Source organism: Mannheimia glucosida, from assembly GCF_046267875.1.
In the GTDB taxonomy this organism is placed as follows: domain Bacteria; phylum Pseudomonadota; class Gammaproteobacteria; order Enterobacterales; family Pasteurellaceae; genus Mannheimia; species Mannheimia glucosida.
Window position 1 is genome coordinate 307,766 of the sequence record NZ_CP176502.1, and the last position, 26,067, is coordinate 333,832.

Annotated in this window: 22 protein-coding genes; 7 read left to right on the forward strand and 15 right to left on the reverse strand. The window is 40.6% G+C overall.

Going from position 1 to position 26,067, the window contains the following annotated elements; all coding sequences use genetic code 11:
* Nucleotides 1-8 precede the first annotated feature (8 nt).
* Nucleotides 9-299 carry a HigA family addiction module antitoxin gene (locus ACJ7Z2_RS01595; protein WP_409500580.1) on the forward strand — a complete coding sequence of 97 codons (291 nt, stop codon included), beginning with the start codon at nucleotides 9-11 and terminating at the stop codon, nucleotides 297-299.
* A 187-nt stretch (nucleotides 300-486) separates the two neighbouring features.
* The gene (locus ACJ7Z2_RS01600; protein WP_409500581.1) at nucleotides 487-1,686 is read left to right on the forward strand and encodes a hypothetical protein; all 1,200 of its coding nucleotides are present in this window, start codon (nucleotides 487-489) and stop codon (nucleotides 1,684-1,686) included.
* Nucleotides 1,687-1,755: 69 nt separating this feature from the next.
* Here the strand turns inward: ACJ7Z2_RS01600 and rpoC are convergent, their stop codons facing one another.
* The 8 genes from rpoC to fkpA form a co-directional block, all read right to left on the reverse strand.
* Nucleotides 1,756-6,039 (reverse strand): DNA-directed RNA polymerase subunit beta', encoded by a 4,284-nt coding sequence (gene rpoC, locus ACJ7Z2_RS01605; protein WP_409500582.1) that lies wholly within the window; start codon nucleotides 6,037-6,039, stop codon nucleotides 1,756-1,758.
* A gap of 327 nt (nucleotides 6,040-6,366) precedes the next feature.
* Nucleotides 6,367-10,392, reverse strand: a complete 4,026-nt coding sequence (rpoB, locus tag ACJ7Z2_RS01610) for a DNA-directed RNA polymerase subunit beta (protein ID WP_409500583.1) — start codon at nucleotides 10,390-10,392, stop codon at nucleotides 6,367-6,369.
* A 349-nt stretch (nucleotides 10,393-10,741) separates the two neighbouring features.
* Nucleotides 10,742-11,686, reverse strand: a complete 945-nt coding sequence (locus ACJ7Z2_RS01615) for a hypothetical protein (protein WP_409500584.1) — start codon at nucleotides 11,684-11,686, stop codon at nucleotides 10,742-10,744.
* Between the two features lie 70 nt (nucleotides 11,687-11,756).
* On the reverse strand, nucleotides 11,757-12,032 hold the full coding sequence (tusB, locus tag ACJ7Z2_RS01620; RefSeq protein ID WP_409500585.1) for a sulfurtransferase complex subunit TusB: 276 nt from the start codon (nucleotides 12,030-12,032) through the stop codon (nucleotides 11,757-11,759).
* A gap of 9 nt (nucleotides 12,033-12,041) precedes the next feature.
* Nucleotides 12,042-12,413, reverse strand: coding sequence for a sulfurtransferase complex subunit TusC (gene tusC, locus ACJ7Z2_RS01625; RefSeq protein WP_409500586.1), 372 nt, complete (start codon nucleotides 12,411-12,413; stop codon nucleotides 12,042-12,044).
* A 1-nt stretch (nucleotide 12,414) separates the two neighbouring features.
* Nucleotides 12,415-12,792, reverse strand: a complete 378-nt coding sequence (tusD, locus tag ACJ7Z2_RS01630; RefSeq protein ID WP_154703523.1) for a sulfurtransferase complex subunit TusD — start codon at nucleotides 12,790-12,792, stop codon at nucleotides 12,415-12,417.
* The gene (locus ACJ7Z2_RS01635) at nucleotides 12,792-13,448 is read right to left on the reverse strand and encodes a transcriptional regulator (RefSeq protein WP_409500587.1); all 657 of its coding nucleotides are present in this window, start codon (nucleotides 13,446-13,448) and stop codon (nucleotides 12,792-12,794) included. Before ACJ7Z2_RS01635 ends, tusD begins: the two co-directional genes overlap by 1 nt.
* Nucleotides 13,449-13,544: 96 nt before the next feature.
* On the reverse strand, nucleotides 13,545-14,270 hold the full coding sequence (gene fkpA, locus ACJ7Z2_RS01640) for an FKBP-type peptidyl-prolyl cis-trans isomerase (RefSeq protein ID WP_006248451.1): 726 nt from the start codon (nucleotides 14,268-14,270) through the stop codon (nucleotides 13,545-13,547).
* An 87-nt stretch (nucleotides 14,271-14,357) separates the two neighbouring features.
* On the opposite strand from fkpA, the gene ACJ7Z2_RS01645 reads away from it, so the two are divergent.
* The 4 genes from ACJ7Z2_RS01645 to ACJ7Z2_RS01660 all read left to right on the forward strand — a co-directional run bounded on the left by ACJ7Z2_RS01645 (nucleotide 14,358) and on the right by ACJ7Z2_RS01660 (nucleotide 18,867).
* A complete protein-coding gene (locus ACJ7Z2_RS01645) occupies nucleotides 14,358-14,579 on the forward strand; it encodes a SlyX family protein (protein WP_006248450.1) in 222 nt (73 codons plus the stop codon).
* Nucleotides 14,580-14,636: 57 nt separating this feature from the next.
* Nucleotides 14,637-15,329, forward strand: coding sequence for a 5'-methylthioadenosine/S-adenosylhomocysteine nucleosidase (mtnN, locus tag ACJ7Z2_RS01650; protein ID WP_126301292.1), 693 nt, complete (start codon nucleotides 14,637-14,639; stop codon nucleotides 15,327-15,329).
* 154 nt (nucleotides 15,330-15,483) lie between these two features.
* Nucleotides 15,484-16,821 (forward strand): 30S ribosomal protein S12 methylthiotransferase RimO, encoded by a 1,338-nt coding sequence (gene rimO, locus ACJ7Z2_RS01655; protein ID WP_409500588.1) that lies wholly within the window; start codon nucleotides 15,484-15,486, stop codon nucleotides 16,819-16,821.
* Nucleotides 16,822-16,830: 9 nt separating this feature from the next.
* Nucleotides 16,831-18,867: an adhesin gene (locus ACJ7Z2_RS01660; RefSeq protein ID WP_409500589.1), complete on the forward strand. Its 2,037-nt coding sequence runs from the start codon at nucleotides 16,831-16,833 to the stop codon at nucleotides 18,865-18,867.
* A gap of 78 nt (nucleotides 18,868-18,945) precedes the next feature.
* Here the strand turns inward: ACJ7Z2_RS01660 and ACJ7Z2_RS01665 are convergent, their stop codons facing one another.
* Genes ACJ7Z2_RS01665 through ACJ7Z2_RS01675 form a run of 3 tightly spaced genes read right to left on the reverse strand, consistent with a single transcriptional unit; the run spans nucleotide 18,946 to nucleotide 22,547 of the window.
* A complete protein-coding gene (locus ACJ7Z2_RS01665) occupies nucleotides 18,946-20,202 on the reverse strand; it encodes a NupC/NupG family nucleoside CNT transporter (RefSeq protein ID WP_409500590.1) in 1,257 nt (418 codons plus the stop codon).
* A 12-nt stretch (nucleotides 20,203-20,214) separates the two neighbouring features.
* Entirely contained in the window at nucleotides 20,215-21,003 is a 789-nt protein-coding gene (locus ACJ7Z2_RS01670; RefSeq protein WP_409500591.1) for a 4Fe-4S cluster-binding domain-containing protein, read from the reverse strand.
* A gap of 2 nt (nucleotides 21,004-21,005) precedes the next feature.
* A complete protein-coding gene (locus ACJ7Z2_RS01675; protein ID WP_409500592.1) occupies nucleotides 21,006-22,547 on the reverse strand; it encodes a YjjI family glycine radical enzyme in 1,542 nt (513 codons plus the stop codon).
* Nucleotides 22,548-22,772: 225 nt separating this feature from the next.
* On the opposite strand from ACJ7Z2_RS01675, the gene ACJ7Z2_RS01680 reads away from it, so the two are divergent.
* On the forward strand, nucleotides 22,773-23,603 hold the full coding sequence (locus ACJ7Z2_RS01680) for an alpha/beta hydrolase (RefSeq protein ID WP_409500593.1): 831 nt from the start codon (nucleotides 22,773-22,775) through the stop codon (nucleotides 23,601-23,603).
* Nucleotides 23,604-23,709: 106 nt separating this feature from the next.
* Here ACJ7Z2_RS01680 and rplL read toward each other — a convergent pair whose 3' ends face one another.
* From rplL to rplK, 4 genes are all read right to left on the reverse strand, one after another.
* Complete coding sequence (gene rplL / locus ACJ7Z2_RS01685) at nucleotides 23,710-24,078, reverse strand: 50S ribosomal protein L7/L12 (protein WP_006248748.1); 369 nt, start codon at nucleotides 24,076-24,078, stop codon at nucleotides 23,710-23,712.
* 58 nt (nucleotides 24,079-24,136) lie between these two features.
* Complete coding sequence (rplJ, locus tag ACJ7Z2_RS01690) at nucleotides 24,137-24,628, reverse strand: 50S ribosomal protein L10 (RefSeq protein ID WP_025235143.1); 492 nt, start codon at nucleotides 24,626-24,628, stop codon at nucleotides 24,137-24,139.
* Nucleotides 24,629-24,913: 285 nt separating this feature from the next.
* Entirely contained in the window at nucleotides 24,914-25,603 is a 690-nt protein-coding gene (gene rplA / locus ACJ7Z2_RS01695) for a 50S ribosomal protein L1 (protein WP_025218160.1), read from the reverse strand.
* A 4-nt stretch (nucleotides 25,604-25,607) separates the two neighbouring features.
* The gene (gene rplK / locus ACJ7Z2_RS01700) at nucleotides 25,608-26,036 is read right to left on the reverse strand and encodes a 50S ribosomal protein L11 (RefSeq protein WP_006248758.1); all 429 of its coding nucleotides are present in this window, start codon (nucleotides 26,034-26,036) and stop codon (nucleotides 25,608-25,610) included.
* Between the last annotated feature and the right edge of the window lie 31 nt (nucleotides 26,037-26,067).

Consider the following 26,067-nt stretch of genomic DNA (forward strand, 5'->3'; position numbering starts at 1 on the left):
AGAGAATTATGCGTATGCACGCCCCTCCGCACCCAGCGGAAATTTTACGGGAAGATATTTTACCTGCACTTGGCATTAGTGTAACAGAAGCCGCAAAACAGCTAGGCATAAATCGAGTCACGCTTTCACGTTTACTTAATGAAAAATCCAGTATCAGTGCAGAAATGGCATTGCGTTTACACGCTTGGCTTGGCAAAGATAGCCCTAGTCCTGAAAGTTGGCTACATCAACAAGCTAATTATGATCTATGGCAGGCAAAGCAGAAGTCAATATTCTTAGAAGGTGTGATTTTAAGATAATAGCAAGCGGTTAAATTCTTCTAAACTTTTGTAAATTTTTCAGGGAATTTGACCGCTTGTGTAGTAAAGAGAAATATACCTGATTATACAAATGTCAACGCTTTCGACACCAGAAAATTGCTTTTAAAGACTACTAATACATAGTTCTGGTCCTCATCAAACATAAACTATATTAAGAGGAAAACTGATGAAACTCAAAGAAACAATTCAACTTCTACTAGGTAATATATATAGCACTAAATTGACAGAAAGAAGAAAAGCATCTAAAACTTGGTTTCATGAGGAACAAGCATATCATGTCAATGATTTTATACTCCATCATAGTAACATTATAAAGATTTATAGTGAAAATAAAGACGTTACTATGCGATTTTCTCTAGAAACCATATATAAATACATAGAAAACATCTTACTTAAAATTAAAATAGAGAATCTTCCAATTCCAGAATCTAATAATGAGTTATTTAATGATCTTTTAAAAATTCAGCCTGAAAATATTTTTGTATATGCTCCTATATCTGGAATATACTTGAATAATAAAAGGGAGTTAAAATTATCTATATTCAAATTTGGCTATTTCAGCGATCTACCAGACTATACACCTATAGATGCAGAAATTTATGTAAGTATAGAAATACCTGATAGTTACGATAATATCCTCGCTATAGAAAAAGCAGAATCTGTATTTGTTGATATGATAAGGCTGATAACTTTATTTGTTGGAACACAAGATAAGACAGTTATGATAAAGACAGGGCTCCCTATTTATCGAGATGTCTCTGCCACTCAATTTATAACATCCTCTAGTTCATATAAAATCCTAGCTAATGATGATACTTTAAAATTTTCCACATTTAGCAATCACATCTTTAATAAAATACCTATTGATCATGATTTTTTTATAAAAAATAGCCCTCTAATTAAGCTCTGGGACATTTTTGAAAGAAAATATTTAAAACAAAAAATGTCTGATCTCGAATCTCGTATTATCAATGCTTCCCTATATCTAGGAGAATCAATGAAAACTACCGATACCAGAAATTCAATTATATACACCTGTATGGCTATTGAATCTCTATTTTTATATGATGAAGGAAGTCTATTTCAAAGAAGTATTGGAGAAAAATTAGCAGATATGTTCGCTTTCATAGCAGGAGAAAATTTAGAGTCTAGGTTAGATATTAGTAAAAAATTCAAGGCAGTATATGCTATGCGTTCTGCTATTGTACATGGTGGAGAAAAATCTGTTGCTGTAGATAATTTGTTAATTAACCAACTCCTTATTAAAGTTATATCTGAGTTGCTTAATAATGGTAAGTTTATAAATATTAAGCATATATCTGAGTTATATAACCAACTAAAATTAGCTCAATATTCTTATAACTAAAAAGCCACTTAGGACGTTTGTTCCTAAGTGGCTTTTTTTTATCTATAAGAAGAAAGACTTCTTCACAAACTACTCCTCATCACCCGCATTTAACAACGCTGCTAAACTTTGGGTTGCATCGTCTGCAACAAACTCAAATTCAGCTTCGATGTCTGCATCGGTAACGAATGAATTGGCTTTAGCTGCCGGTGCTTCAAATTCAGGGGCAACTGAAATGCCTGCTTCCATTTGGGCACGTTTTTTAGCACGATTTTGGTGGTAAGCAAAGCCGGTACCTGCTGGAATTAAGCGACCAACGATTACGTTCTCTTTCAAGCCACGCAATTCATCTTGTTTACCTGCCACTGCTGCTTCAGTAAGCACTCGAGTGGTTTCTTGGAACGAGGCTGCAGAAATAAAGCTTTCCGTTGCAAGAGATGCTTTGGTAATACCAAGCAATTCACGTTCAAACTCAACAAGTGGTTTGCCTTCTGCTGCACGTTTGCGGTTAACAATTTTCACACGTGCCACTTCAACTTGCTCACCCTCTAAGAATTCAGAGTCGTAAGCGTTGGTAATCACTGCTTTACGCAACATTTGACGAACAATCACTTCGATGTGCTTGTCGTTAATTTTTACCCCTTGTAAGCGGTAAACTTCTTGCACTTCGTTTACGATGTAGTCGGTTACAGCGTGAACACCACGTAAGCGTAAGATGTCGTGTGGAGTTTCTGCACCGTCTGAGATCACATCACCACGTTGTACCATCTCGCCTTCGAATACGTTGAGCTGACGCCATTTTGGAATCATCTCTTCAAACGCCTCGCCTTCCGCCGGTGTAATTACCAAGCGGCGTTTACCTTTGGTTTCTTTACCGAATGACACGATACCTGAAATTTCCGCCAAAATTGCCGGCTCTTTCGGTTTACGAGCTTCAAATAAGTCTGCTACGCGTGGAAGACCACCGGTAATATCTTTCGTCCCCACAGATTCTTGTGGAATACGGGCTAAGGCTTCACCGACTTCGATTTCTGCACCATCGTCTAAGGTTACGATTGCTTTACCCGGTAAGAAGTATTGTGCTGCAACGTCTGTACCCGGAATTAAGATATCTTTGCCGTTGCTATCAACTAAGCGTAATGCTGGACGTAAATCTTTACCTGCAGTTGCACGTTCACCCACATCTTGCACCACAATAGATGATAAACCGGTTAATTCATCGGTTTGACGAGTAACGGTTAAGCCATCTACGATATCGCTAAATTGGATACGACCTGATACCTCTGAGATAACCGGCATTGTGTGCGGATCCCAGTTCGCAACCACTTCACCTACAGCTACTTCTGCACCGTCGTTTTTAGAAAGCACCGCACCGTAAGGCACTTTATAGTTTTCTTTGGTACGACCGAAGGTGTCGATTACAGTTAATTCGGTATTACGAGAAGTTAATACGATTTTGCCTTCTTTGTTGGTTACAAATTTAGCGTTAGTTAATTTAATCGTACCTGCGTTTTTCACTTGGATGCTAGATTCTTTTGCTGCCGCAGAAGCCGCACCACCGATGTGGAACGTACGCATCGTTAACTGTGTACCCGGCTCACCGATAGATTGTGCCGCAATAACACCCACTGCTTCACCTTGGTTGATTAAGTGACCACGAGCCAAGTCACGTCCGTAACATTTCGCACACACACCGAAGTCTGTATCACAAGTTACTACCGAACGTACTTTGATCACATCGACAGATTCACGATCTACCACATCACACCATTTTTCATCTAATAAGGTGTTGCGTGGAATTAATACTTCATCTGTACCCGGTTTTAACACGTCTTCTGCCACCACACGACCTAATACACGATCACGCAGGGCTTCTTTCACATCACCACCTTCGATAAGTGGTGTCATCACGATACCTTCGTGCGTACCACAATCATCTTCAATGATAACTAAATCTTGTGCCACATCAACTAAACGACGGGTTAAGTAACCAGAGTTCGCTGTTTTTAATGCCGTATCGGCAAGACCTTTACGTGCACCGTGGGTTGAAATAAAGTACTGTAATACGTTCAAACCTTCACGGAAGTTTGCCGTGATTGGGGTTTCGATAATCGAGCCGTCCGGACGAGCCATCAAGCCACGCATACCCGCTAACTGACGAATCTGTGCCGCAGAACCACGAGCACCGGAGTCCGCCATCATAAAGATACTGTTAAATGAGGCTTGTTTTTCCGGATTACCTTCACGGTTGATCACTTCTTCCGTTGAAAGGTTTTCCATCATCGCTTTCGCAACACGTTCGTTTGCTGCTGCCCAAATATCGATCACTTTGTTATAACGCTCACCAGCTGTTACTAAACCGCCGTTGAATTGTTCTTGGATCTCAGCGACTTCCGCTTCTGCCGCTTCGATGATTGCGTATTTTTGCTCCGGAATTACCATATCGTCGATACCTACTGAGGCACCTGAACGAGCCGCATAAGCAAAACCGGTGTACATAATTTGGTCAGCTAAAACCACAGATTCTTTTAAACCTAAACGGCGATAGCTCTCGTTAATTAATTTCGAGATCGCTTTTTTACCTAAGGTTTGGTTGAATAAACTAAACGGCATACCTTTTGGTGCAATCATCCATAAGATTGAACGACCAATGGTGGTATCCACTAATGATGTTTTTGCTTCAAATTCGCCTGCTTCGTTTTTCTCATATTCTGTTACACGCACTTTAACACGAGAGTGTAATTCAGCCTGACCGGTACGGTATGCTTTTTCCGCTTCACGAGGGTCAAGGAAGTACATTCCCTCACCTTTACCGTTTACTTTCTCACGGGTCATATAGTAAAGACCGAGTACAACGTCCTGAGATGGTACGATAATAGGATCACCACTTGCCGGTGAAAGTACGTTGTTGGTTGACATCATTAACGCACGAGCTTCTAACTGTGCTTCCAGTGTTAATGGAACGTGAACCGCCATTTGGTCACCGTCGAAGTCCGCGTTGAACGCCGCACACACAAGCGGGTGTAACTGAATCGCTTTACCTTCAATCAATAACGGCTCAAACGCTTGGATACCTAAACGGTGAAGTGTTGGTGCACGGTTAAGTAGAATCGGGTGTTCACGAATGACTTCAGCAAGAATATCCCATACGATTGGATCTTCACGTTCTACCATTTTCTTAGCGGCTTTAATGGTTGAAGCAATGCCACGGTTTTCTAATTTTGAATAGATAAACGGACGGAATAATTCCAATGCCATTTTCTTCGGTAAACCACATTGGTGTAAGCGTAAGTATGGACCTACGGTAATTACCGAACGACCTGAGTAATCTACACGTTTACCTAATAAGTTTTGACGGAAACGACCTTGTTTACCTTTGATCATATCTGCCAACGATTTTAACGGACGTTTGTTCGAACCGGTAATCGCACGACCACGGCGACCGTTGTCTAATAACGCATCAACCGACTCTTGTAACATACGTTTTTCGTTACGCACGATGATGTCCGGTGCAACTAAATCTAACAAACGTTTTAAACGGTTGTTACGGTTGATTACACGGCGGTATAAATCGTTTAAGTCAGAAGTTGCAAAACGTCCACCATCAAGCGGTACTAACGGACGTAAATCCGGTGGAAGTACCGGTAATACCGTCATTACCATCCATTCCGGTTTGTTGCCAGATTGTAAGAATGCTTCTAAGGTTTTTAAACGCTTAGTGATTTTTTTACGCTTGGTTTCTGAATTGGTTTCTTGTAACTCTTCACGCAAGGTTTCGCATTGGTGTTCTAAATCTAAATCACGAAGTAATGCTTGGATACCTTCTGCACCCATTTTCGCTTCAAATTCATCACCCCAACGCTCTTCAGCGTCCATAAATTGTTCTTCGGTTAATAACTGATTTTTCTCTAAATCGGTCATTCCCGGTTCAGTAACCACATAAGATTCAAAATAAAGCACACGTTCAATATCACGCAACGGCATATCTAAGATTAAACCGATACGGGACGGTAGTGATTTTAAGAACCAAATGTGTGCGACAGGGCAAGCTAATTCAATGTGTCCCATACGCTCACGACGTACTTTGGTTTGGGTTACTTCAACACCACATTTTTCACAAATTACGCCACGGTGTTTTAAACGTTTGTATTTCCCACACAAGCACTCGTAATCTTTTACCGGCCCGAAAATACGTGCACAGAATAAACCGTCACGCTCCGGTTTGAAGGTACGATAGTTAATGGTTTCCGGTTTTTTCACTTCACCAAAAGACCAAGAACGGATCTTGTCCGGTGATGCTAAACCAATTTTAATCACATCAAAATCTTCGTTCGATTTTGTTTGTGCTTTTAAAAACTTCACTAAGTCTTTCACTTTTTTGCCCCTAGGGTAGGTTTTTAAGTTCGCCCCGCTATCAGCCGAGCGAGTAAATTTTGAGTACAAGCGGTTGGATTTTACGAAAAATTTGCAAATTTTTTGCTATTTTTGACCGCTTGTTTTGCTTCTTCTCCTAATTGATCCCCCTCTTTGAGCTGCGAGGGGTTAGGGGAGATTTGGCAGGAGGCTTTACCGAAGTGAGAGAATAAATAATGCTGAACTTAAATCCGCTCTTATCACTTATTTTCTCCGTTTTCACTTCTGTCAAATCTCCCCCTTCCCCTCTTTTCTAAAGAGGGGAGTTTATCGAGGGAAAATCAACAATTACGCTTCGTCCAGCTCCATATCAATCGCTAGTGCACGAATCTCTTTGGTAATTACGTTAAAGGATTCAGGAATACCCGGCTCCATATAATGTGTACCATCTACGATGTTTTTATACATCTTCGTACGACCGTTCACATCGTCCGATTTCACTGTAAGCATTTCTTGAAGAGTATAAGCTGCACCGTATGCTTCTAATGCCCAAACCTCCATCTCACCGAAACGCTGACCACCGAATTGAGCTTTACCACCCAATGGTTGTTGAGTAACAAGGCTATAAGAACCGGTTGAACGAGCGTGCATTTTGTCATCAACCAAGTGGTTCAATTTGAGCATATACATATAACCAACGGTTACCGGACGCTCAAATTTCTCACCGGTACGACCATCATAAAGTGTGATCTGACCTGAAGTCGGCAAGCCGCCTAACTCTAATAGGCCTTTGATTTCGCTTTCGTGTGCACCATCGAATACCGGAGTAGCAAGTGGTAAACCTTTACGTAAGTTTTGGGCTAAACGCATCACTTCTTCATCAGAGAATGTGCTTAAATCTACAGATTGTGCACCGTGACCTAAATCGTAGGCTTTTTGCATATATTCACGTAATTTAGCCACTTCTTGTTGCTGTTTGATCATCTTATCAATCTGATCACCGATACCACGAGCCGCTAAGCCTAAGTGAGTTTCTAAGATCTGACCGATGTTCATACGAGACGGTACGCCCAGCGGGTTCAATACGATTTCAACCGGCTGACCGTTTTCATCGTATGGCATATCTTCTACAGGGTTGATTTTCGAGATAACCCCTTTGTTACCGTGACGACCCGCCATCTTATCACCCGGCTGGATTTGGCGTTTCACCGCAAGGTAAACTTTCACCACTTTTAACACACCCGGTGCTAAATCGTCGCCTTGGATAATCTTGTTGCGTTTGATCTCAAGTTTACGTTCAAATTCTTTGCGTAACTCTTCGTGCTGTTCCGCTAACTGTTCTAATTGATTTTGCTTCGCTTCGTCTTCAAGGGTTTGTTCTAACCATTTTTCACGAGCCACGCCATCTAATGCAGACTCTTTAATGCCGCCTTCAATTAATAGGTTACGAACACGAGTAAATAAACCGGCTTCTAAGATTTCCAACTCTTCCGCTAAGTCTTTCTTCGCTTCACGCAGTTGCATCTCTTCGATTTCTTTCGCACGTTTATCTTTCTCTACGCCATCACGGGTAAATACTTGAACATCGATAACCGTACCTGAAGTGCCGTTTGGTACACGCAGTGATGAATCTTTCACATCAGAGGCTTTTTCGCCGAAGATCGCACGTAATAGTTTTTCTTCCGGTGTTAATTGGGTTTCACCTTTAGGGGTTACTTTACCTACTAAGATGTCGCCACCTTTCACTTCCGCACCGATGTAAACGATACCTGATTCATCTAATTTGCTTAATGCAGATTCACCCACGTTTGGAATATCAGCAGTGATCTCTTCTGCACCTAATTTGGTATCACGTGCCACACAAGATAATTCTTGAATATGGATAGTGGTAAAGCGATCTTCTTGTACCACACGCTCAGAAACTAACATTGAGTCTTCGAAGTTATAACCGTTCCAAGGCATAAATGCCACACGGATATTTTGACCTAATGCCAATTCACCTAAGTCTGTTGAAGGACCGTCCGCTAAGATTTCACCACGAGCAACCGGCTCACCCAAGTTCACACAAGGCACTTGGTTGATACAGGTGTTTTGGTTTGAACGGGTGTATTTGATTAAGTTATAAATATCGATACCCGCTTCGCCCGGAATGGTTTCATCTTCATTCACTTTCACCACAATGCGTGACGCATCAACATACTGAACCGTACCACCACGTTTTGCGACAATCGCTACACCTGAGTCAAGAGCGATAGGTTTTTCCATACCGGTACCCACTAATGGTTTGTCCGCACGTAATGTCGGAACAGCCTGACGTTGCATGTTCGCACCCATTAACGCACGGTTCGCATCGTCGTGCTCAAGGAACGGAATTAACGCCGCAGCCACAGAAACCACTTGTTGGGTTGAGATGTCCATATATTGAACTTCTTCCGGTTTGAATAAGCCCGATTCGCCTTGCTGACGGCAAGTTACATAAGTATCGGTAAAACGGAAGTTCTCATCTAAGTTTGAGTTCGCCTGTGCAATGATATTGTTGCTTTCTTCAATCGCAGATAAATACTCGATCTCTTCGGTTACTTGACCATTCACCACTTTACGGAATGGGGTTTCTAAGAAACCGTAGTTATTGGTACGAGCATACACCGAAAGTGAGTTAATCAAACCGATATTCGGACCTTCAGGCGTTTCAATCGGACATAAACGACCATAGTGAGTCGGGTGTACGTCACGCACTTCAAAGCCTGCACGTTCACGGGTTAAACCGCCCGGACCTAATGCCGAAATACGGCGTTTATGCGTTACCTCTGAAAGCGGGTTGTTTTGGTCCATAAATTGCGAAAGCTGTGATGAACCAAAGAACTCTTTCACTGCTGCTGAAATTGGTTTAGCGTTGATTAAATCTTGTGGCGTTACACCATCTAAATCGCCTAAAGATAAACGCTCACGCACCGCACGTTCTACACGCACCAAACCAATACGGAATTGGTTTTCCGCCATTTCACCAACGCTGCGGATACGACGGTTACCTAAGTGGTCAATATCGTCAACTTCACCACGACCGTTACGGATTTCGATTAATTTCTTCATCACACCGATGATGTCATCGTGGCTTAAAATACCACTGCCCACACCTTCAGGAATATCTAATGAGCGGTTAAACTTCATACGACCTACCGCAGATAAATCGTAACGCTCCGCTGAGAAGAACATATTATCGAATAATGCTTCTGCTGCTTCTTTTGTTGGTGGCTCACCCGGACGCATCATACGGTAAATTTCAACCAACGCACTCAAACGGTCGTAAGTTGGATCAACGCGTAAGGTTTCAGAAATATAAGAACCGTGGTCTAAATCGTTGGTAAATAATACTTCAATCTCTTTATAGCCGGCTTGCGATAAGTTCGCCAACATTTCCATTGAGATTTCCATATTCGCCGGGCAAATCACTTCACCTGAAGATAAATCAACGTAATCTTGAGCCGCAACTTTGCCGACAATATATTCCACCGGCACTTCAATTTGAGTGATATTGTCTTTTTCTAATGCACGAATATGACGAGCAGTAATACGGCGACCCATTTCAACATATACTTTACCGTTTGCTGAAATGTCAAATGATGCAGTCTCGCCTCTTAAACGCTCAGGCACTAACGTCATTAATAATTTGTTATCAACTACTTCAAATTTAATTTTCTCGAAGAATAAATTTAAGATTTCTTCGGTGGTGTAGCCTAATGCACGCAGAATAATGGTTGCCGGCAATTTACGACGACGGTCGATACGGGCAAATAAGTTATCTTTCGGGTCGAACTCGAAATCTAACCAAGAACCACGGTAAGGAATAATACGTGCGTTATAAAGCACTTTACCTGAAGAGTGGGTTTTACCTTTGTCAGAATCGAAGAACACACCCGGGCTACGGTGTAATTGAGAAACGATAACACGTTCGGTACCGTTAATCACGAAAGTACCGTTGTCAGTCATTAATGGGATTTCGCCCATATACACGTTTTGCTCTTTAATGTCTTTTACCGTACCGGCTGCGGCTTCACGGTCATAAGATACTAAACGCAATTTCACGCGTAATGGTGCAGCGTAGGTTGTACCACGAATTTGGCATTCACGCACGTCAAACACCGGCTCGCCTAATTCGTAAGAAACGTATTGTAATTCTGTCGCCCCATTGTTGCTCACAATCGGGAAAACAGAACGGAATGCCGCTTCTAAACCTTGTTGCCCTTCAGGATCTTTTTCGATAAATTTTTCAAAAGAATCAAGCTGAATTGTTAATAGATAAGGTACGTTCAGAACTTGTGGGCGTTTGCCGAAGCTCTTACGGATACGCTTTTTCTCGGAATATGAATATGCCATTTTTTAAGATAGCCTCTGAAATATATTTTGGTTGAGATTACACAATCCGACACGAAAGACTCGGTTGGAAGTGGCATTATAAAAAACTGTACGAGATGTCATTTTCCAATCGCCAATCAAGCAGTCAAAAATCACTACTGCAAGCGGTCAAATTGGGCAGGAAATTTGCAAATGTTGCTGATTAAAATGACAAAATCAGCCCTTGCGTTCAAGCACAAAAGGCTGACCGGTCAAGCCGTCAGCCAATTTTTGCTAAAAATGGTTAGGAATTATAGCGGATTTTGCAGATTTTGGCAAGAAATTGACCGCTTGCAAAAACAGCCCCAAGATTCTACTTGGGGCTTAATAGCTAGAAGATAGCCTCTAAACGTACAAATGTCTGAATAAAGTGCTTACGATCTTTATCTTTGTCGTTATAAAAACTGATTTCCGGTTGGATAAAGAGCCAGTTGCGCCAGATTGGTTGACGATAGGAGACAAATGGACCCCAATAGTTAAATTTTGATAACTCTTTATCTAAACGCCCCCCCATACTGATACCATAGCTGATGTGAGAGAGTGGTTTGAAGTTATGTTGCCGATATAAACTATTTCCCCAACTTCTTTCTTCATCTACATCATGGCGATATTCAAAATTGGTGTGGTTCATAATAAAGGTGGTATCCGTTTCGGTATATTTATTTTCAAAGTTAGTACGTAAATAGTGCTTACTCTCTGAACCGTAACGATAAATCTGCTCTAGGCGGGTACTGAACTGGTCGGTGATTTTCCAATCTTTGCTAATACGTAAACGTCCGAAAATATCGCTTCCCGAACGAATACCAGCATCTAAATCGGTCTCAATCCCTAAAGCCTTAATGCCATCAGACCAACGTAAACCAATAGAAGAGTTCGAATCTCTCGCTTCACGAGAGTTATAGCGTTTATTTGGATTAACGTTTTTATACAATTTTCCAGCATGATTTTTATCGGTAAGCTCATTATCCAGTTCGTCATCACCAAATACGACATTCAGACGCTTTTTCAAGATAGGGAGTTTGATTTTACCGCGAACACGGGGCTTATAAGTAAATTTATCATGTTTATCCCAACGGCTATCTAACATTACCCGTAAAGAAGCCGTTCCTGGTTTATCAGGGTCTGCATCACCTAGCCAACTGTTAATATTATTCGCCCAACGATCTAAGGTGGTGCTTATTGTTTCATGTTTCTTGTCTACCCAAGTGTCATTTTCTTCTGCCATCACCATAACAGGTGTAAGTGCTAGTAACGGAATAAGACATTTTGTTTTCATAATATTCTCCTTTTTAGGAATCACATCATAATCTAAATTATCTAGTATTACAAAAAATATCCTCTCTAGGTTACAGTGCAACCTGGGGAAAATAAACCGCTGTTAATTTGACTAATTCGGATAATGAAATGCACTGAAATGCAGTGAGCTTCTCTTGCAATCCTCGAGCTTGCACATCTTGTGCCAATAAATAGCAACGGGGCAATTTTGCAAAAAATTGCGGATTTTTGACCGCTTGGAGCACGCCATCTTGCCACAGAACAACCGCATCATTCTCACTAAGATGTGAGAAAAAGAAGTTTAAGGTTTCTTCATCATAATTCGCTTTGGAAAGGGTATAAAGCATAAATATTCCTTAAAACGTCATTACTTTTTCAGCTTGATTGAGCAATACAAGCATCTCGGCGTGAGTTTTAAATTGAAGACTTGGTAGTAACCAATCTACATTATCTAGTCCTCGTAAACTTACGCTTTCTTGGCAAATAAAACATTCGGTTAAGTCATACAATTCCAATAATTTGAAGGTAGAAATATGGTCTTTTTGTAAGAGTTTTTCTGGTTGTTGATCGGCAATGAGATTAAATACACCATCATTAATAAAGCAGATAGCTATCTCTTGCTCGTCACAAAAAGCACTAGCTGCAAGCAGAGCATCTAGCCCTTCTCGGCTAACTGCGGAACCAAAAGGTGGCTGGGTAAATAAAAAGGCAAGTTTATATTTCTTCATCTTAAAAAGTTAGTAATCGATCCGCTTTTAATACTGCTTGGCTAAATTCGCCTAGCCCGGCTAGGGTAAACCCTTCAGCTAAATTATATGTTGCACTGGCTGAGATTTGCTCATCAACCACCCCTCTACGCTGGGCAGCAGCTATACACAAATGCAAGGGCACGCGGTGCAATTCAGCTAATTTTTTCCACATCTCAACTAAATTCACTTCATCGCTTGCCGGATTCACGAAGGCATTAGCATTACTCACCCCTTCTTGAAAAAAGAAAACTTGGCGAATGCAGTGATTTTCCTTCAACAATACCTCAGCTACCTGATAGGCAAGGAACGCTCCTTGTGAACCATAAACCGGTGATTTTATCGCTAACACATAATCCATTAATCATTATCCTGCTTGATTTGACGAATATAGAGATACACAGTATGGCGTGAAATATCTAGCTTCTCTGCTACTTGGTTAATCGCATCTTTAATATCAAAAATCCCTTTCTCAAATAATGAAATCACAATCTGACGATTTTTATTATTGTTAGAAATTTGACGATCTGCCATCACATCATCAATCGTCGTTTGAATCGTTTGTGAAACCAAATCTTCTACTGAACTGGCAAATGTGACTTCTGAAGCGGTATCTACAGGGGCAATAAAAGAATTGAGAAACTGTGAGGTAGGAACTTCCAAATTAATATTAATGCACAGTAACCCGATAACGTGCTGCTTACCATTACGAATCGCAATAGTGATAGACTTCATTAAAACGCCACCTTTTGCCTTGGTAAAATAAGGTTTGGAGACGCTATCAGTTGCCATATGATGCAACGATTTCAATGCACGGTCAGTAATCGGAGAACCGATTTTACGGTTAGTATTGTGTCCGTTAGCAATATAAATTGCTGAATGTTCCAGAAACTCTAACGAATGCAATACAATTTCGCAATGCTCACCAATCAGTGCCGCAATCCCATCTACCATCGGAAAGTAAGAAGCAAGAATGGCGTGATCTTCGTCAGAAAAAGGCGTGAATTTTTTGGTCATAATACAAATTACAAGCGGTTAGTTTTATCACATTTTTTGCAAATATTATAATAAATCTAACCGCTTACGTATCTTCAATAATTAAGGAATAACGAATTATTTCTTAGCATCTGCTGCTTTAAAATCTAATAATTCAATTTCAAATTTCAAGGTTGAATTTGCTGGAATTTTGCCTGCGGCACGATCACCATAAGCTAATGCAGGTGGCACTACAATTTCCATCTTACCGCCTTTTTTCAACATAGGAATCGCTTCAATCCAACCCGGAATTAATTGATTTAACTGAAATTCAATCGGCTCACCACGGTCGTAAGAGCTGTCAAATACCGTGCCATCAGTCAGAGTGCCTTTGTAATGCACCTTCACAGTATCTTCCGCTTTTGGTGAATTGCCTTCACCTGCTTTTTCAATTTTATATAACAGGCCTGAAGCCGTTTCTTTTACGCCAGACTGTTTTTTATAATCAGCACGGAATTTATCGCCTGCAGCTACCGTTGCCTTGGTTTTTTCTTCGTTAATCTTTGCTTCTTTCGCAGATAAATAGGCATCTAACGATTTTAACTGCTTTTGCAAATCTTCATCGGTTAATTTACCGGTTTTCTTTAAGGTGTCCTGAACACCGGCTAAGATTTTATCCTGGTTATAGGTAAAAATATCCTTTTGTGACTCAATCACACCATTAATATTTTTACCCATTAATACACCCACGGCATAAGAGGAATCATCCACAAATTTAGGATCTGCTTTTTCTTCTGCCATCACATTTGTACTAAAAAGTGTGCCAACAATAAGAGTAAATAATGATAATTTGGTTTTTAACATAATTTTTCCTTATAAAAATAACTGTTAAGAAAATTTAAGATAGGGTAAAGTGTAATTCCTTTTCACACAACCTTTTTTTAGTAAAAAATGGATAATAATTATACATTATCGGCAAAAATTACCGAATTGGAGACTAAAGTTGCTTTCCAAGAGCTGATTATTGAAGAGTTAAATCAAGCACTTATTGAGCAACAATTTGCAATTGATAAGTTACAAACTCAGATTCGCCATATTGCTGAGAAATTGAAAGGGGCTCAACTAAGCCAAGTTGCTTCACAAGCAGAAGAAACACCCCCTCCTCACTATTAATGCTGTTAAAATAGCGTTTTTTTCAAAAAATAAACAATACATTAGAGAAGGAAAGTAATGAAAATTGGTATTATTGGTGCGATGGCACAAGAAATTGAGATTTTACGCCAAGTAATGGTTGAACCTAAAGTCACTGAATTAGCAGGTTGTAAAATTTTTGAAGGCAAAATTAACAATACCCGTGTGGCATTATTACAATCGGGTATCGGCAAAGTTGCTGCCGCCATCGGCACTACCTTACTGATACAGCTCACCCAGCCGGATATGATTATTAATACAGGCTCTGCCGGTGGATTAGATCCAGATTTAAACGTAGGTGATATTTTGATTTCAACCGAAGTTCGTCATCACGATGTTGATGTGACCGCCTTTGGTTATGAAATCGGGCAACTACCGGCAAACCCGCCAGCATTTTCGCCAAACGAGCAATTAGTCGAATTAGCTCAAAAGGAAGCGAAAAAAGCCGGTTACAATGTGGTTTCAGGCTTAATCTGTAGCGGCGATGCCTTTATTAACGGTAATGATAAGATTAATCAAATTCGTCAGAATTTCCCGAATGTCGTTGCGGTCGAAATGGAAGCTGCAGCCATTGCGCAGGTTTGTCACGGTTTTAACCTTCCATTTGTAATCGTAAGAGCAGTATCGGATGTAGCGGACAAAGAATCCCACCTTTCTTTTGAAGAATTTCTGCCATTGGCCGCAGAAAAATCTTCCACGATTGTATTAGCAATGCTAAATAATATCGATTAATTTTAATTGTTAGCGAAATTTCAAGTTTGTAAATGTTTATTAAAAATTGACCGCTTGTTATCGCTATTTTGGGCAAGATTTTGTAGAATCTTGTTAGTTTTTTGCCTACAGACAAAAATTGTAGGCATTTTTCTTTTTAGTTATTGAGAGTTATATGAGTGCTTCACCAAATATTGGTTTTATCAGCTTAGGCTGCCCTAAAAATTTAGTTGATTCCGAACGTATTTTGACCGAACTGCGTGCGGATGGTTATAACATCATCCCTAGTTATGAAAATGCGGATCTTGTGATTGTAAACACCTGCGGTTTTATTGATTCCGCAGTACAAGAATCTCTTGAAAGCATTGGTGAAGCGTTAGAAGCTAACGGAAAAGTGATTGTCACCGGCTGTTTAGGGGCAAAAGAAAACCAAATTCGTGAGGTACACCCTAAAGTATTGGAAATTACAGGGCCACATAGCTATGAGGCGGTAATGAACCACGTCCATAAATATGTGCCAAAACCGGAATTTAACCCTTACACCAGCTTAGTGCCAAAACAAGGGATTAAATTAACACCGAAGCATTACGCTTATTTGAAAATTTCCGAAGGCTGCGATCATCGCTGTACTTTCTGCATTATTCCTTCAATGCGTGGCGATTTAGCAAGCCGTTCTATCGTGCAAGTATTAGATGAAGCAAAACGCCTAGTTGATGCCGGGGTAAAAGAGCTGTTAATCGTCTCACAAGACACCTCTGCCTATTCGTTAGATCGCAAAAAAGAAGAAGCAACCAAAACCGTTTTCTGGAACGGTATGCCGATTAAAAGTAACTTAATTACGCTATGTGAGCAATTAGGCTCAATGGGCGTTTGGGTACGTTTGCACTATGTTTACCCATACCCACACGTGGACGATTTAATTCCATTAATGGCTGCCGGCAAAATCTTGCCGTATTTGGATATTCCACTCCAACACGCCAGCCCGAAAATCTTAAAAGCGATGAAACGCCCGGGTTCAATCGAAAGAACCTTAGAACGCATTAAAAAATGGCGTGAAATTTGCCCTGAATTAACTCTGCGTTCTACCTTTATTGTCGGCTTCCCGGGGGAAACAGAAGAAGATTTCCAACTATTACTCGATTTCTTAAAAGAAGCACAATTAGATCGTGTTGGTTGCTTTAAATTCAGCCCAGTGGAAGGTGCTGTTGCTACCGATATGCCGGATCAAGTGCCGGAAGAAGTAAAAGAGGAACGTTTCCACCGTTTTATGCAACTACAACAAGAAATTTCCGCTGCTCGCTTACAAGCAAAAATCGGCAAAACCGTACAAGTAATTATTGATGACATTGACGAAGAAGGCATTATCGGTCGCTCAATGGCAGATGCACCGGAAATTGACGGTGTAGTCTATATAGATAATCCTGCAAACCAATTAGTGACAGTAGGGCAAATTATTTCAGTAACCATTACACATGCAGATGAGTATGATCTGTGGGGAATTTTAAACAACTAAGGATACATTATGTCAGCAGAAAATATGCCTAGCGTCATCCGTTTTGAGCAGGCGGTCGCGAAAAAAGATTATGAATCGGCTTGTACCGAGCTACTGTCTATCCTTTCAAAATTAGATAGTAATTTTGGTGGCATTTCCAATATTGAATTGAATATGCCAGAGCAGATTGAAAATTTAGAAAATGATAAAGCTATCTATTTCTGTACTCGAATGGCGGTAGCGATTACTCGCTTGTTTGAAGATCCTGCATTAGAGATCTCCGAACACGGCGCTATGCGTTTTCTGACATTACAACGCTGGATAGCATTAATTTTTGCTAGTTCTCCATACGTAAACGCAGACCATATCTTGCGTACTTACAATAGAAATAAAGAACCTGCTAATCCAAATACGGTTGATTTAGATGCCACATTACAAGCACTAATTAAGTTCTGTATTTTATACTTACCAGAATCTAATATTTTATTGAATCTAGATGCTGCATGGAATGCTTCATCAGATCTCACCGCATCACTTTGTTTTGCACTCCAATCACCTAGATTTATTGGTACATCCTCTGCTTTTGCAAAACGTTCGGCTATTTTGCAGTGGTTCCCAGAAAAATTAGCGCAAATTGAAAACTTAAACAAGCTACCGAGCGCCATTTCACACGATGTTTATATGCATTGCAGTTATGATATTGAAGCAAATAAACATAATGTAAAACGGTCGTTAAATGCTGTAATTCGTCGTCATTTACTTTCTGTCGGTTGGGAAGATAGAAAAATTGAACAGCTTGGCACCAGAAATAATAAACCTGTCATGGTAGTATTATTGGAGCATTTCCATTCATCACATTCTATTTATCGTACTCATTCAACCTCAATGGTTGCTGCACGCGAACATTTCCATCTTATTGGGCTAGGCAGTGATGCTGTAGATGAAATGGGGCGACAAGTATTCGACGAATTTCATTTATTACCACAAGATGGTTCACTATTTGATCGCTTAAGCTTTTTAAAAGATATCTGTGATAAAAATAATCCAGCCGTATTCTATATGCCGAGCATTGGAATGGATTTAACCACTATTTTCGCTAGTAACACTCGCCTAGCACCAATTCAAGCTGTTGCGCTAGGTCATCCGGCAACTACACACTCTGATTTTATTGAATATGTCATCGTAGAAGATGACTATGTTGGTTCCGAAAGCTGCTTTAGTGAGCAATTATTACGTCTTCCAAAAGATGCGCTACCCTATGTGCCTTCCGCATTAGCGCCTAAAAATGTGGTCTATAACCTACGTGAAAATCCAGAGGTTATCCATATCGGAATTGCATCAACCACTATGAAATTAAACCCATATTTCTTAGAGGCATTGAAAGCCATTCGTGATAGGGCGAAGGTAAAAACTCATTTCCATTTTGCATTAGGGCAATCTAGTGGAATTACGCATCCTTATGTGGAACGTTTTATCAAAAGCTATTTAGGAAATGATGCAACCGCACACCCACATTCGCCATATGATGAATATCTAAATATTCTACATAATTGCGATATGATGCTAAATCCATTCCCATTTGGAAATACAAACGGCATTATCGATATGGTTACGCTTGGTTTAGTTGGTGTCTGTAAAACAGGCCCTGAAGTTCATGAACATATTGATGAAGGTTTATTTAAGCGCCTCGGGCTACCTAATTGGTTAATTACCCAAACAGCAGAGGAATACGTTACTCAAGCTATTCGTTTAGCGGAAAACCACGAAGAACGCTTAGCAATTAGACGCGACATTATTGAAAATAATAAATTACAAACATTATTTTCTGGCGATCCTCGCCCGATGGGACAAATATTCTTAGCTAAAGTGCAGGCATGGTTAGCGGATAAAAACCCTAAAAATGCGGAAGTAGAAGTTAAAACAAAGAGAGTAAGAAAAGCAGCTACTGCTAGCCAATCCGCAAAAAAACAGACAACTTCGAAAACACAGACAGCCAAAGCAGAAAAGGATAACACAGCAAAAAAAACGACTAGAAAAAGGACAGCAAAAACCGAAACTAAGAGCTAGTTCATTAAACAAAGCCCAAGTAGTCATTTGACTTACTTGGGCTTTTTGCAAAAAAGTGAGTCAATTTAACCGCTTGTATCAGCCTAATGCGGCACCACTTAAACCAATAAAGAAACCAGCAATAGTTGCACTCATTAAATTAGCCAAAGTTCCGCCAATCACTGCTTTTAAACCTAAACGAGCAATATCTGAACGCCGACTTGGTGCCATACTTCCGATACCTCCAATCAATACCGCAATTGCACTAAAGTTTGCAAAACCACATAAAGCAAAAGTAATGATTGCCTTAGTTTTATCGCTTAATTGCACCACAGCATCAGGCTGTAAATATTTAGCAAACTCAAGATATCCGACAAATTCATTAACAGCAAGTTTCATACCTATCATTTGACCTGCAATATCGGCATCTTGCCACGGCACACCGATTAAGAAAGCAAGTGGTTGGAATAAATAACCTAATAAAATTTGCAAGGTTAGCCCCTCATAACCAAACCAATTACCAATGCCACCAATAAAGCCATTTAATAAAGCGATCACTGCAATAAATGCTATTAACATAGCACCGACATTAATAGCCAAAGTAACACCTGCACTAGCACCATTAGCTAGGGCCTCAACCACGTTATTTGGCTTTTCAACTTCAATATTGTCATCTGCTTTACTTTCCAAGGTTTCCGTTTGAGGATACATTAATTTAGCAAATAGTAACCCAGCCGGTGCAGCCATAAAGGAGGCCGCAATAAGATAAGTTAAAGGAACCCCCATTCCGGCATAACCAGCCATAACGGAACCAGCAATTGAAGCAGTTCCACCAACCATAATGGCAAATAATTCTGACTCTGTCATACGGCTAATGTATGGTTTTACAACTAGAGGAGCTTCTGTCTGACCAACAAAAATATTAGCTGCCGCTGACATTGATTCTGCTTTGGAAGTGCCTAGCGTTTTTTGTAATGCTCCACCAATAATTTTAATCACCCATTGCATCACACCAAGGTAGTAAAGCATTGAAATTAACGCAGAGAAGAAGATAATAATAGGCAATACTTTAACAGCAAACACAAAACCAATGCTGCTATTACTCGGATCCGCTAAATTGCCAAACACAAAGCTAATACCTTCGTTACCATAATTAATAATATTGCTCACACAATTTGCAGTAGCTAGCAATGCATTTCTTCCCGCTGGAAAGTAAAGAATAAGAGCGGCAAAACCAATTTGAATCGCCAAAGCGCCCAAAATTGTGCGAAATTTAATGGCTTTGCGATTATTTGATAATAAAACACCTAAGCCTAATAACACAAAAACACCAATTATGCTAATTAGTATATCCATCGTAAGTCTCCATTAGTAAATAGTAATAACTTTTTGAATACCGTGCCGTTTTGCAAATGCTGCCAGTTCATCGGTTTGCTCGATAGTGGGTACAAAACGAGCCAAGCCTGTTTCATCTCTCGCTCCTTTGGTGTGTGCCCGAATAATTTTAAGTAGTACATCTGGGTAAGGTTTAAGTAGGTCAGCCACTTTTTCGAGCAAATGGTGGGCGTTATAAAACTCATTGAGGTAAACCAAACGTACTTCTTCCACCTTATTAAGCGGTAATAATTTGGCTAAATTTTGCAAATTGCGAGCCAAGTTTTCAGGTTTAATATGATTCACGTTTGGAAGAGCCTGTTCAGGCACTTTGCCGGCTTGGTTTTTCCGATCAAAGCATAGCGTTTGTAAGCCCGCCCCATCTCCTTTGAGATCGAACAGAAATTTATCGGTAACATTAATTAACGGCTCTGTTGCCTCAAAATCAAAAAAGCCGCTGCTGTCTAAATAACAGGTTAGCCCTTGCTCACGCAACGCCTCGAACAGTGGCACTAATTTTTTATGATGAATGGTTGGCTCTCCACCGGAAATAGTGACGCCTCGAATAAAGGGAACTGCCTCCATCACTTGATCGTACAAGTATTGCAAGCTAACCTGTTTTGCCTCCTTGCTATAACGTGGAATGGTTTCCGGGTTATGGCAATACAGGCAATTCAGCTTGCAACCTTGTAGAAAAATGCTGGTACGATTGCCCTGCCCTTCTACATTCGAGAAGGGGATAATGCGGTGTAACGGCACAAAAATCTCAGAAAGTGCAGCCATTTTTACCCTGCATTCACATTTTCTTCATCACGCAGCTGGCGGTCGAACACTTTCGCACAATCATCGGTGCCTGAACCATACCAAGTGGTATCACGCAATACCGCTTCGCCTTTGCGATAACGTTCAACCTCGCTTTTTTTCACTAAATAGCCGGTCACTCGAATCAAATCGGTATTTTTCAGGTAAGTGGTAATGTAGCGATAACCTTGGGCGAACGAACCATCAATAATATCCACCACCGCATCTAAATGGTCGGTGTAGGTTTGATCAAACGCAAATAAGTCACCGGTGCCGGACGGGAAATATTTATGGAAAGGGGCAGACTGTTTTAAGTGTGCCAATAAGGTTGGCTCTTCGCCCACACGAATGCGATGTGCCGGCGTGTTCATTTTGTCTTCAGCGTGGTTATTTGCCCCTACTTGAGCGTGTAACAGATATTGGTTATTGGTTCGTTCAACATACAGCCCTTTATGAGCGTCATTTACTGCTTGAAGCTTATCCATAATCAGCATCGCAATTTCATCGCCACGTTTGCTTTGCCCAAAGGTTTCATTTAAACCTTCTTGCTTGAGTAAATGATTCACCGCATCGGCAAGACCTACAATCGCAATCATACTTGTGAAGTTAATACGTTTGATAAAGCCCTCCTGAACCAAGAAGCTACTTTCAAAGAAATTGCTTTCTTCCACCAAGAATTTATGCCGTTTATCCATCGTGGAAAGGGCGAGTTTTGCCACTTTTGGCAACATCTCATTGACCATTTGATCAACACTCGCACAAGCTCGCCCGATAGTGCCTAAACGCAAGCGGGTCAGAGTGTAAGCACCGCCACATTCCGGTAAGGCGTTATAACAGCTTGCAATTCCGTATTCTTCGCCTAAATCTTGAATGTAGTAGGCATCATTAGCAAAAGACGGTTTGGACACCAACAAGCACGCTTTCGCCGCCAGTTCGGCAAATTCACGCGAGGTTTTGGTTTTGTCATAACGAATCGTCATATTCGGCGTGGTATTTTCAAGCTCAATCACCGCTTTTAAGATTAAACGACCGGCTTTGGTGTCATACGGCCCGATGTTAGCGTGGCAGAAAGAATCGGAAATGGTTTTATCGATATGATTTAAGAAACGCTTGATTTTAATATAATCTTGCTCTTCATCGGTTATAAACGGCTCTAACAGCTCATCTAAACGCCCGATATACACCGGAAAAGTAGTAATGGACGGAATGTGTGAATACAGAATTAACAAGCCGTCTAAGGCTTCATCTAAATTGGTTGGCGGAGGTAAATCTAAAAATTGGCAGCCCTTTTGCATATACACATTATAATCAGGCAAAATATAACGTGGGCGATAAATCGCATAGCCTTCATTTAAATCGCAAATCATCTGATTTTCAATGTGTTCCCACTCTTCTTCGGTATAACTAAGTAGTTCAATCGGGTTAAATAACCGCTCGGCAATATTGCCCAAACTCATCAGTTTTTGCTGATAAGTGAGATTTTTTGCTTTTACTACCTCAAGAATATCTTGTAATGAAGCCTGCATAACATTTTCCTCTCTATTAAGTGATAGTTCGGATTTTAGCCAAGCCAAATTAAAATTACTGTGACCTAGATCACAGTTTCTCTTTTACATTCCCCAAAAGCATAAGGCAACCGATTGCTTTAGATAAACACGATTTGCAAATTTTTGGCTTTTTCTGACCGCTTGTTTTAACTCAGACTGATTAAGGTGTAAAATACGCCACAATTTAAGCAAAAGGACAGACTGATGGTACAAAAACCACTTAATCACTATTTAGAAATGCAGGAACATTTTTTATATGTGCCTTATTTACACCATCACCGCCGCATTCGGGTGCTGCTGCCAAAGGATTATCATAATGAAGGCTGGGAACGTTATCCGGTGTTATATATGCACGATGGGCAAAATGTGTTTTACAGCAAAGAGTCTTATTCGGGGCATTCTTGGAAAATTATTCCAACCATTAAATCACACCAAGAATTACCGAAGATGATTATTGTCGGCATTGATAACGCAGGAGTTAATCGCTTAAATGAATACGGTCCGTGGAAAACAACCACCGGCTCAACCCCTGAAACCCGAAATGCCGGAGGCTTAGGGGAGGAATATGCCAAATGGGTGGTGGAAACGGTTAAACCCTTTATTGATATTCACTATCGCACCAAGCCTCAGCGAGAACATACCTTATTGGCAGGCAGTTCAATGGGGGGCATTATCACCGCTTATATGGGCAGCCGCTACCCACATATTTTTGGGCATTTAGGGGTGTTTTCGCTTGCCTCTTGGTTTAGTGAGCCGGATTTTCTGCGTTTTACACACCAATATCCGTTGCAGCCAAATACCAAGGTATTTATTCAGGTTGGCACGAATGAAGGCGATGAAATCGATTCACACTTTATCTCCAATATGAACCAAACCTATATTGATTGTTCGCTCAATTACTACCAAGCACTGATTCGGATTGGTGTACCGTTAGATAATATCCGCCTGCGGATTATGGCGAATGAAATCCACCACGAAATGCACTGGGCAGATCACTTTGTGGAATTTTTACATTTTGCACTGCTGCGCAAGTAATGGATAAAGGTAATCATATCTACATTACACAATTCTGAAAAAACAAAACCCCGATGTTTCCATCGGGGTTGATTGAACTTGAAGTCCGGAAAAGTTAAATCAAAAATTATTTGATTTCTACTTTTGCACCAGCTTCTTCTAATTCTTTCTTAAGTGCTTCAGCTTCTGCTTTAGAGATGCCTTCTTTTAATGCAGCTGGAGCTGATTCTACTAAGTCTTTAGCTTCTTTTAAACCTAAACCTGTTGCACCACGTACTGCTTTGATTACAGCAACTTTATTTGCACCAGCTTCTGCTAATACTACATCAAACTCAGTTTTCTCTTCTGCTGCCGCTGCGCCTGCTGCTGGAGCTGCTGCTACTGCTGCCGCTGCTGAAACACCGAATTTTTCTTCCATCGCAGTGATTAATTCAACGATTTCTGATACTGATTTAGAAGCAATCGCTTCAATGATTTGTTCGTTAGTTAATGACATAACAATCGATTCCTAAAGTAAAATAAGTTGTTAAACGAATAAAGAAGAGTGCTTAAAATTAAGCTGCTGCTTCCATTTGATCGCGTAATGCTGCAAGAGTGCGAACAAGTTTGCCTGCCGCAGCTTCTTTCATTGTGCCCATTAAACGTGCAATTGCTTCTTCGTAAGTTGGTAAGGTTGCTAAGAATGCAACATCTTGTCTTTTACCTTCAAAGGCTGCACCTTTAAGTTCAAACTCTTTGTTTGTTTTCGCAAATTCAGTGAATAAACGTGCTGCTGCACCTGGGTGTTCATTTGAGAATGCGATAAGAGTCGGACCGGTAAACGTATCTGTTAAGCACTCGAACTCGGTGCCTTCCACTGCACGACGTAATAAAGTATTACGTACAACTTGCATTGTCACACCAGCTTCACGAGCTGCTTTACGTAACTCAGTCATTTTTTCAACTGTTACACCGCGAGAATCCGCAACAACAGCTGAAAGTGCACCTTTGGCAGCTTCGTTTACTTCAGCAACAATCGCTTGTTTGTCTTGAAGATTTAATGCCATTGGTTTTAGCTCCTGATACACTCTGCTTTTTCAAGCAGAATTTACAAAAAATCCCAAAAATATTACCGCTTGCATTGTTGCAAACTGCAATCTTCTTTGAGCCTAAGGTGTCCAGAAGCAGAGAATTCTGTCTGTTCACCATCTATGTAGGATTATTAAGTTTTCACCCCTACAGTCTTAGACGGGGCTTAGATAGGCTAAGCACCATCAGCTTGCTCTCGCAAGTTAAGGTCGCAAATTATACAGATAATCTGCGACCCTGTAAAGTTTAACTTCTGTTAGAAATTAAAGTGATGCTTGATCAACTGCAACACCAGCACCCATTGTAGTAGAGATGCTTACTTTCTTGATGAAGATACCTTTTGCTGTTGTTGGTTTTGCTTTTGTTAAAGCAGCTAACAATGCGTTTAAGTTATCTTTTAATTGTTCAGCTGAGAAGTCTGCTTTACCGATAGTAGTGTGGATAATACCGTTTTTGTCGTTACGGTAGCGGATCTGGCCAGATTTAGCATTTTTAACCGCTTCTGCAACGTTTGGTGTTACTGTACCTACTTTCGGGTTTGGCATTAAGCCACGTGGGCCTAATACTTGACCTAATTGACCAACTACACGCATTGCATCTGGAGAAGCGATAACAACATCAAAGTTCATTTCGCCTTTCTTGATTTGCTCTGCAAGATCTTCCATACCCACTAAGTCAGCACCCGCTGCTTTTGCTGCTTCTGCGTTTGCACCTTGTGTAAACACAGCAACACGAGCTGTACGGCCTGTACCGTGTGGAAGTACAGTTGCACCACGCACGTTTTGGTCTGATTTACGAGGGTCAATCCCTAAGTTTACTGCAACATCAACGCTTTCAACGAATTTAGCGGTTGCGAATTTTTTTAACACTTCAACTGCTTCGTTGATGTCATAAGCTTTAGTAGAATCTACGCCAGCTTTAATTGCTTTCATTTTTTTAGTCAATTTAGCCATTGTATTATTCCTCTACGATTAAGCCCATTGAGCGAGCTGTACCAGCGATTGATTTCATTTTGGTTTCGATAGTCGCACCTGTCATATCTGCTGCTTTAGTTTCAGCGATTTGACGGATTTGCTCTTGAGTTACTGTACCCACTTTATCTTTATTCGGTTTACCAGAACCAGATTTGATACCTACCGCTTTTTTCAGTAATACTGCTGCCGGTGGAGTTTTGGTAACGAATGTGAAAGATTTATCAGCGTAAACTGTGATAACAACCGGAATCGGTAAACCTTTCTCTAAGCTCTCAGTACGAGCGTTGAATGCTTTACAGAATTCCATAATGTTAACACCTTGTTGACCTAATGCAGGACCAACTGGTGGTGATGGGTTAGCCATACCTGCTGCAACTTGCAGTTTAACGTAGGCTTGGACTTTTTTTGCCATTTTAATTTTCCTCTAAATGGGTGATAACGCT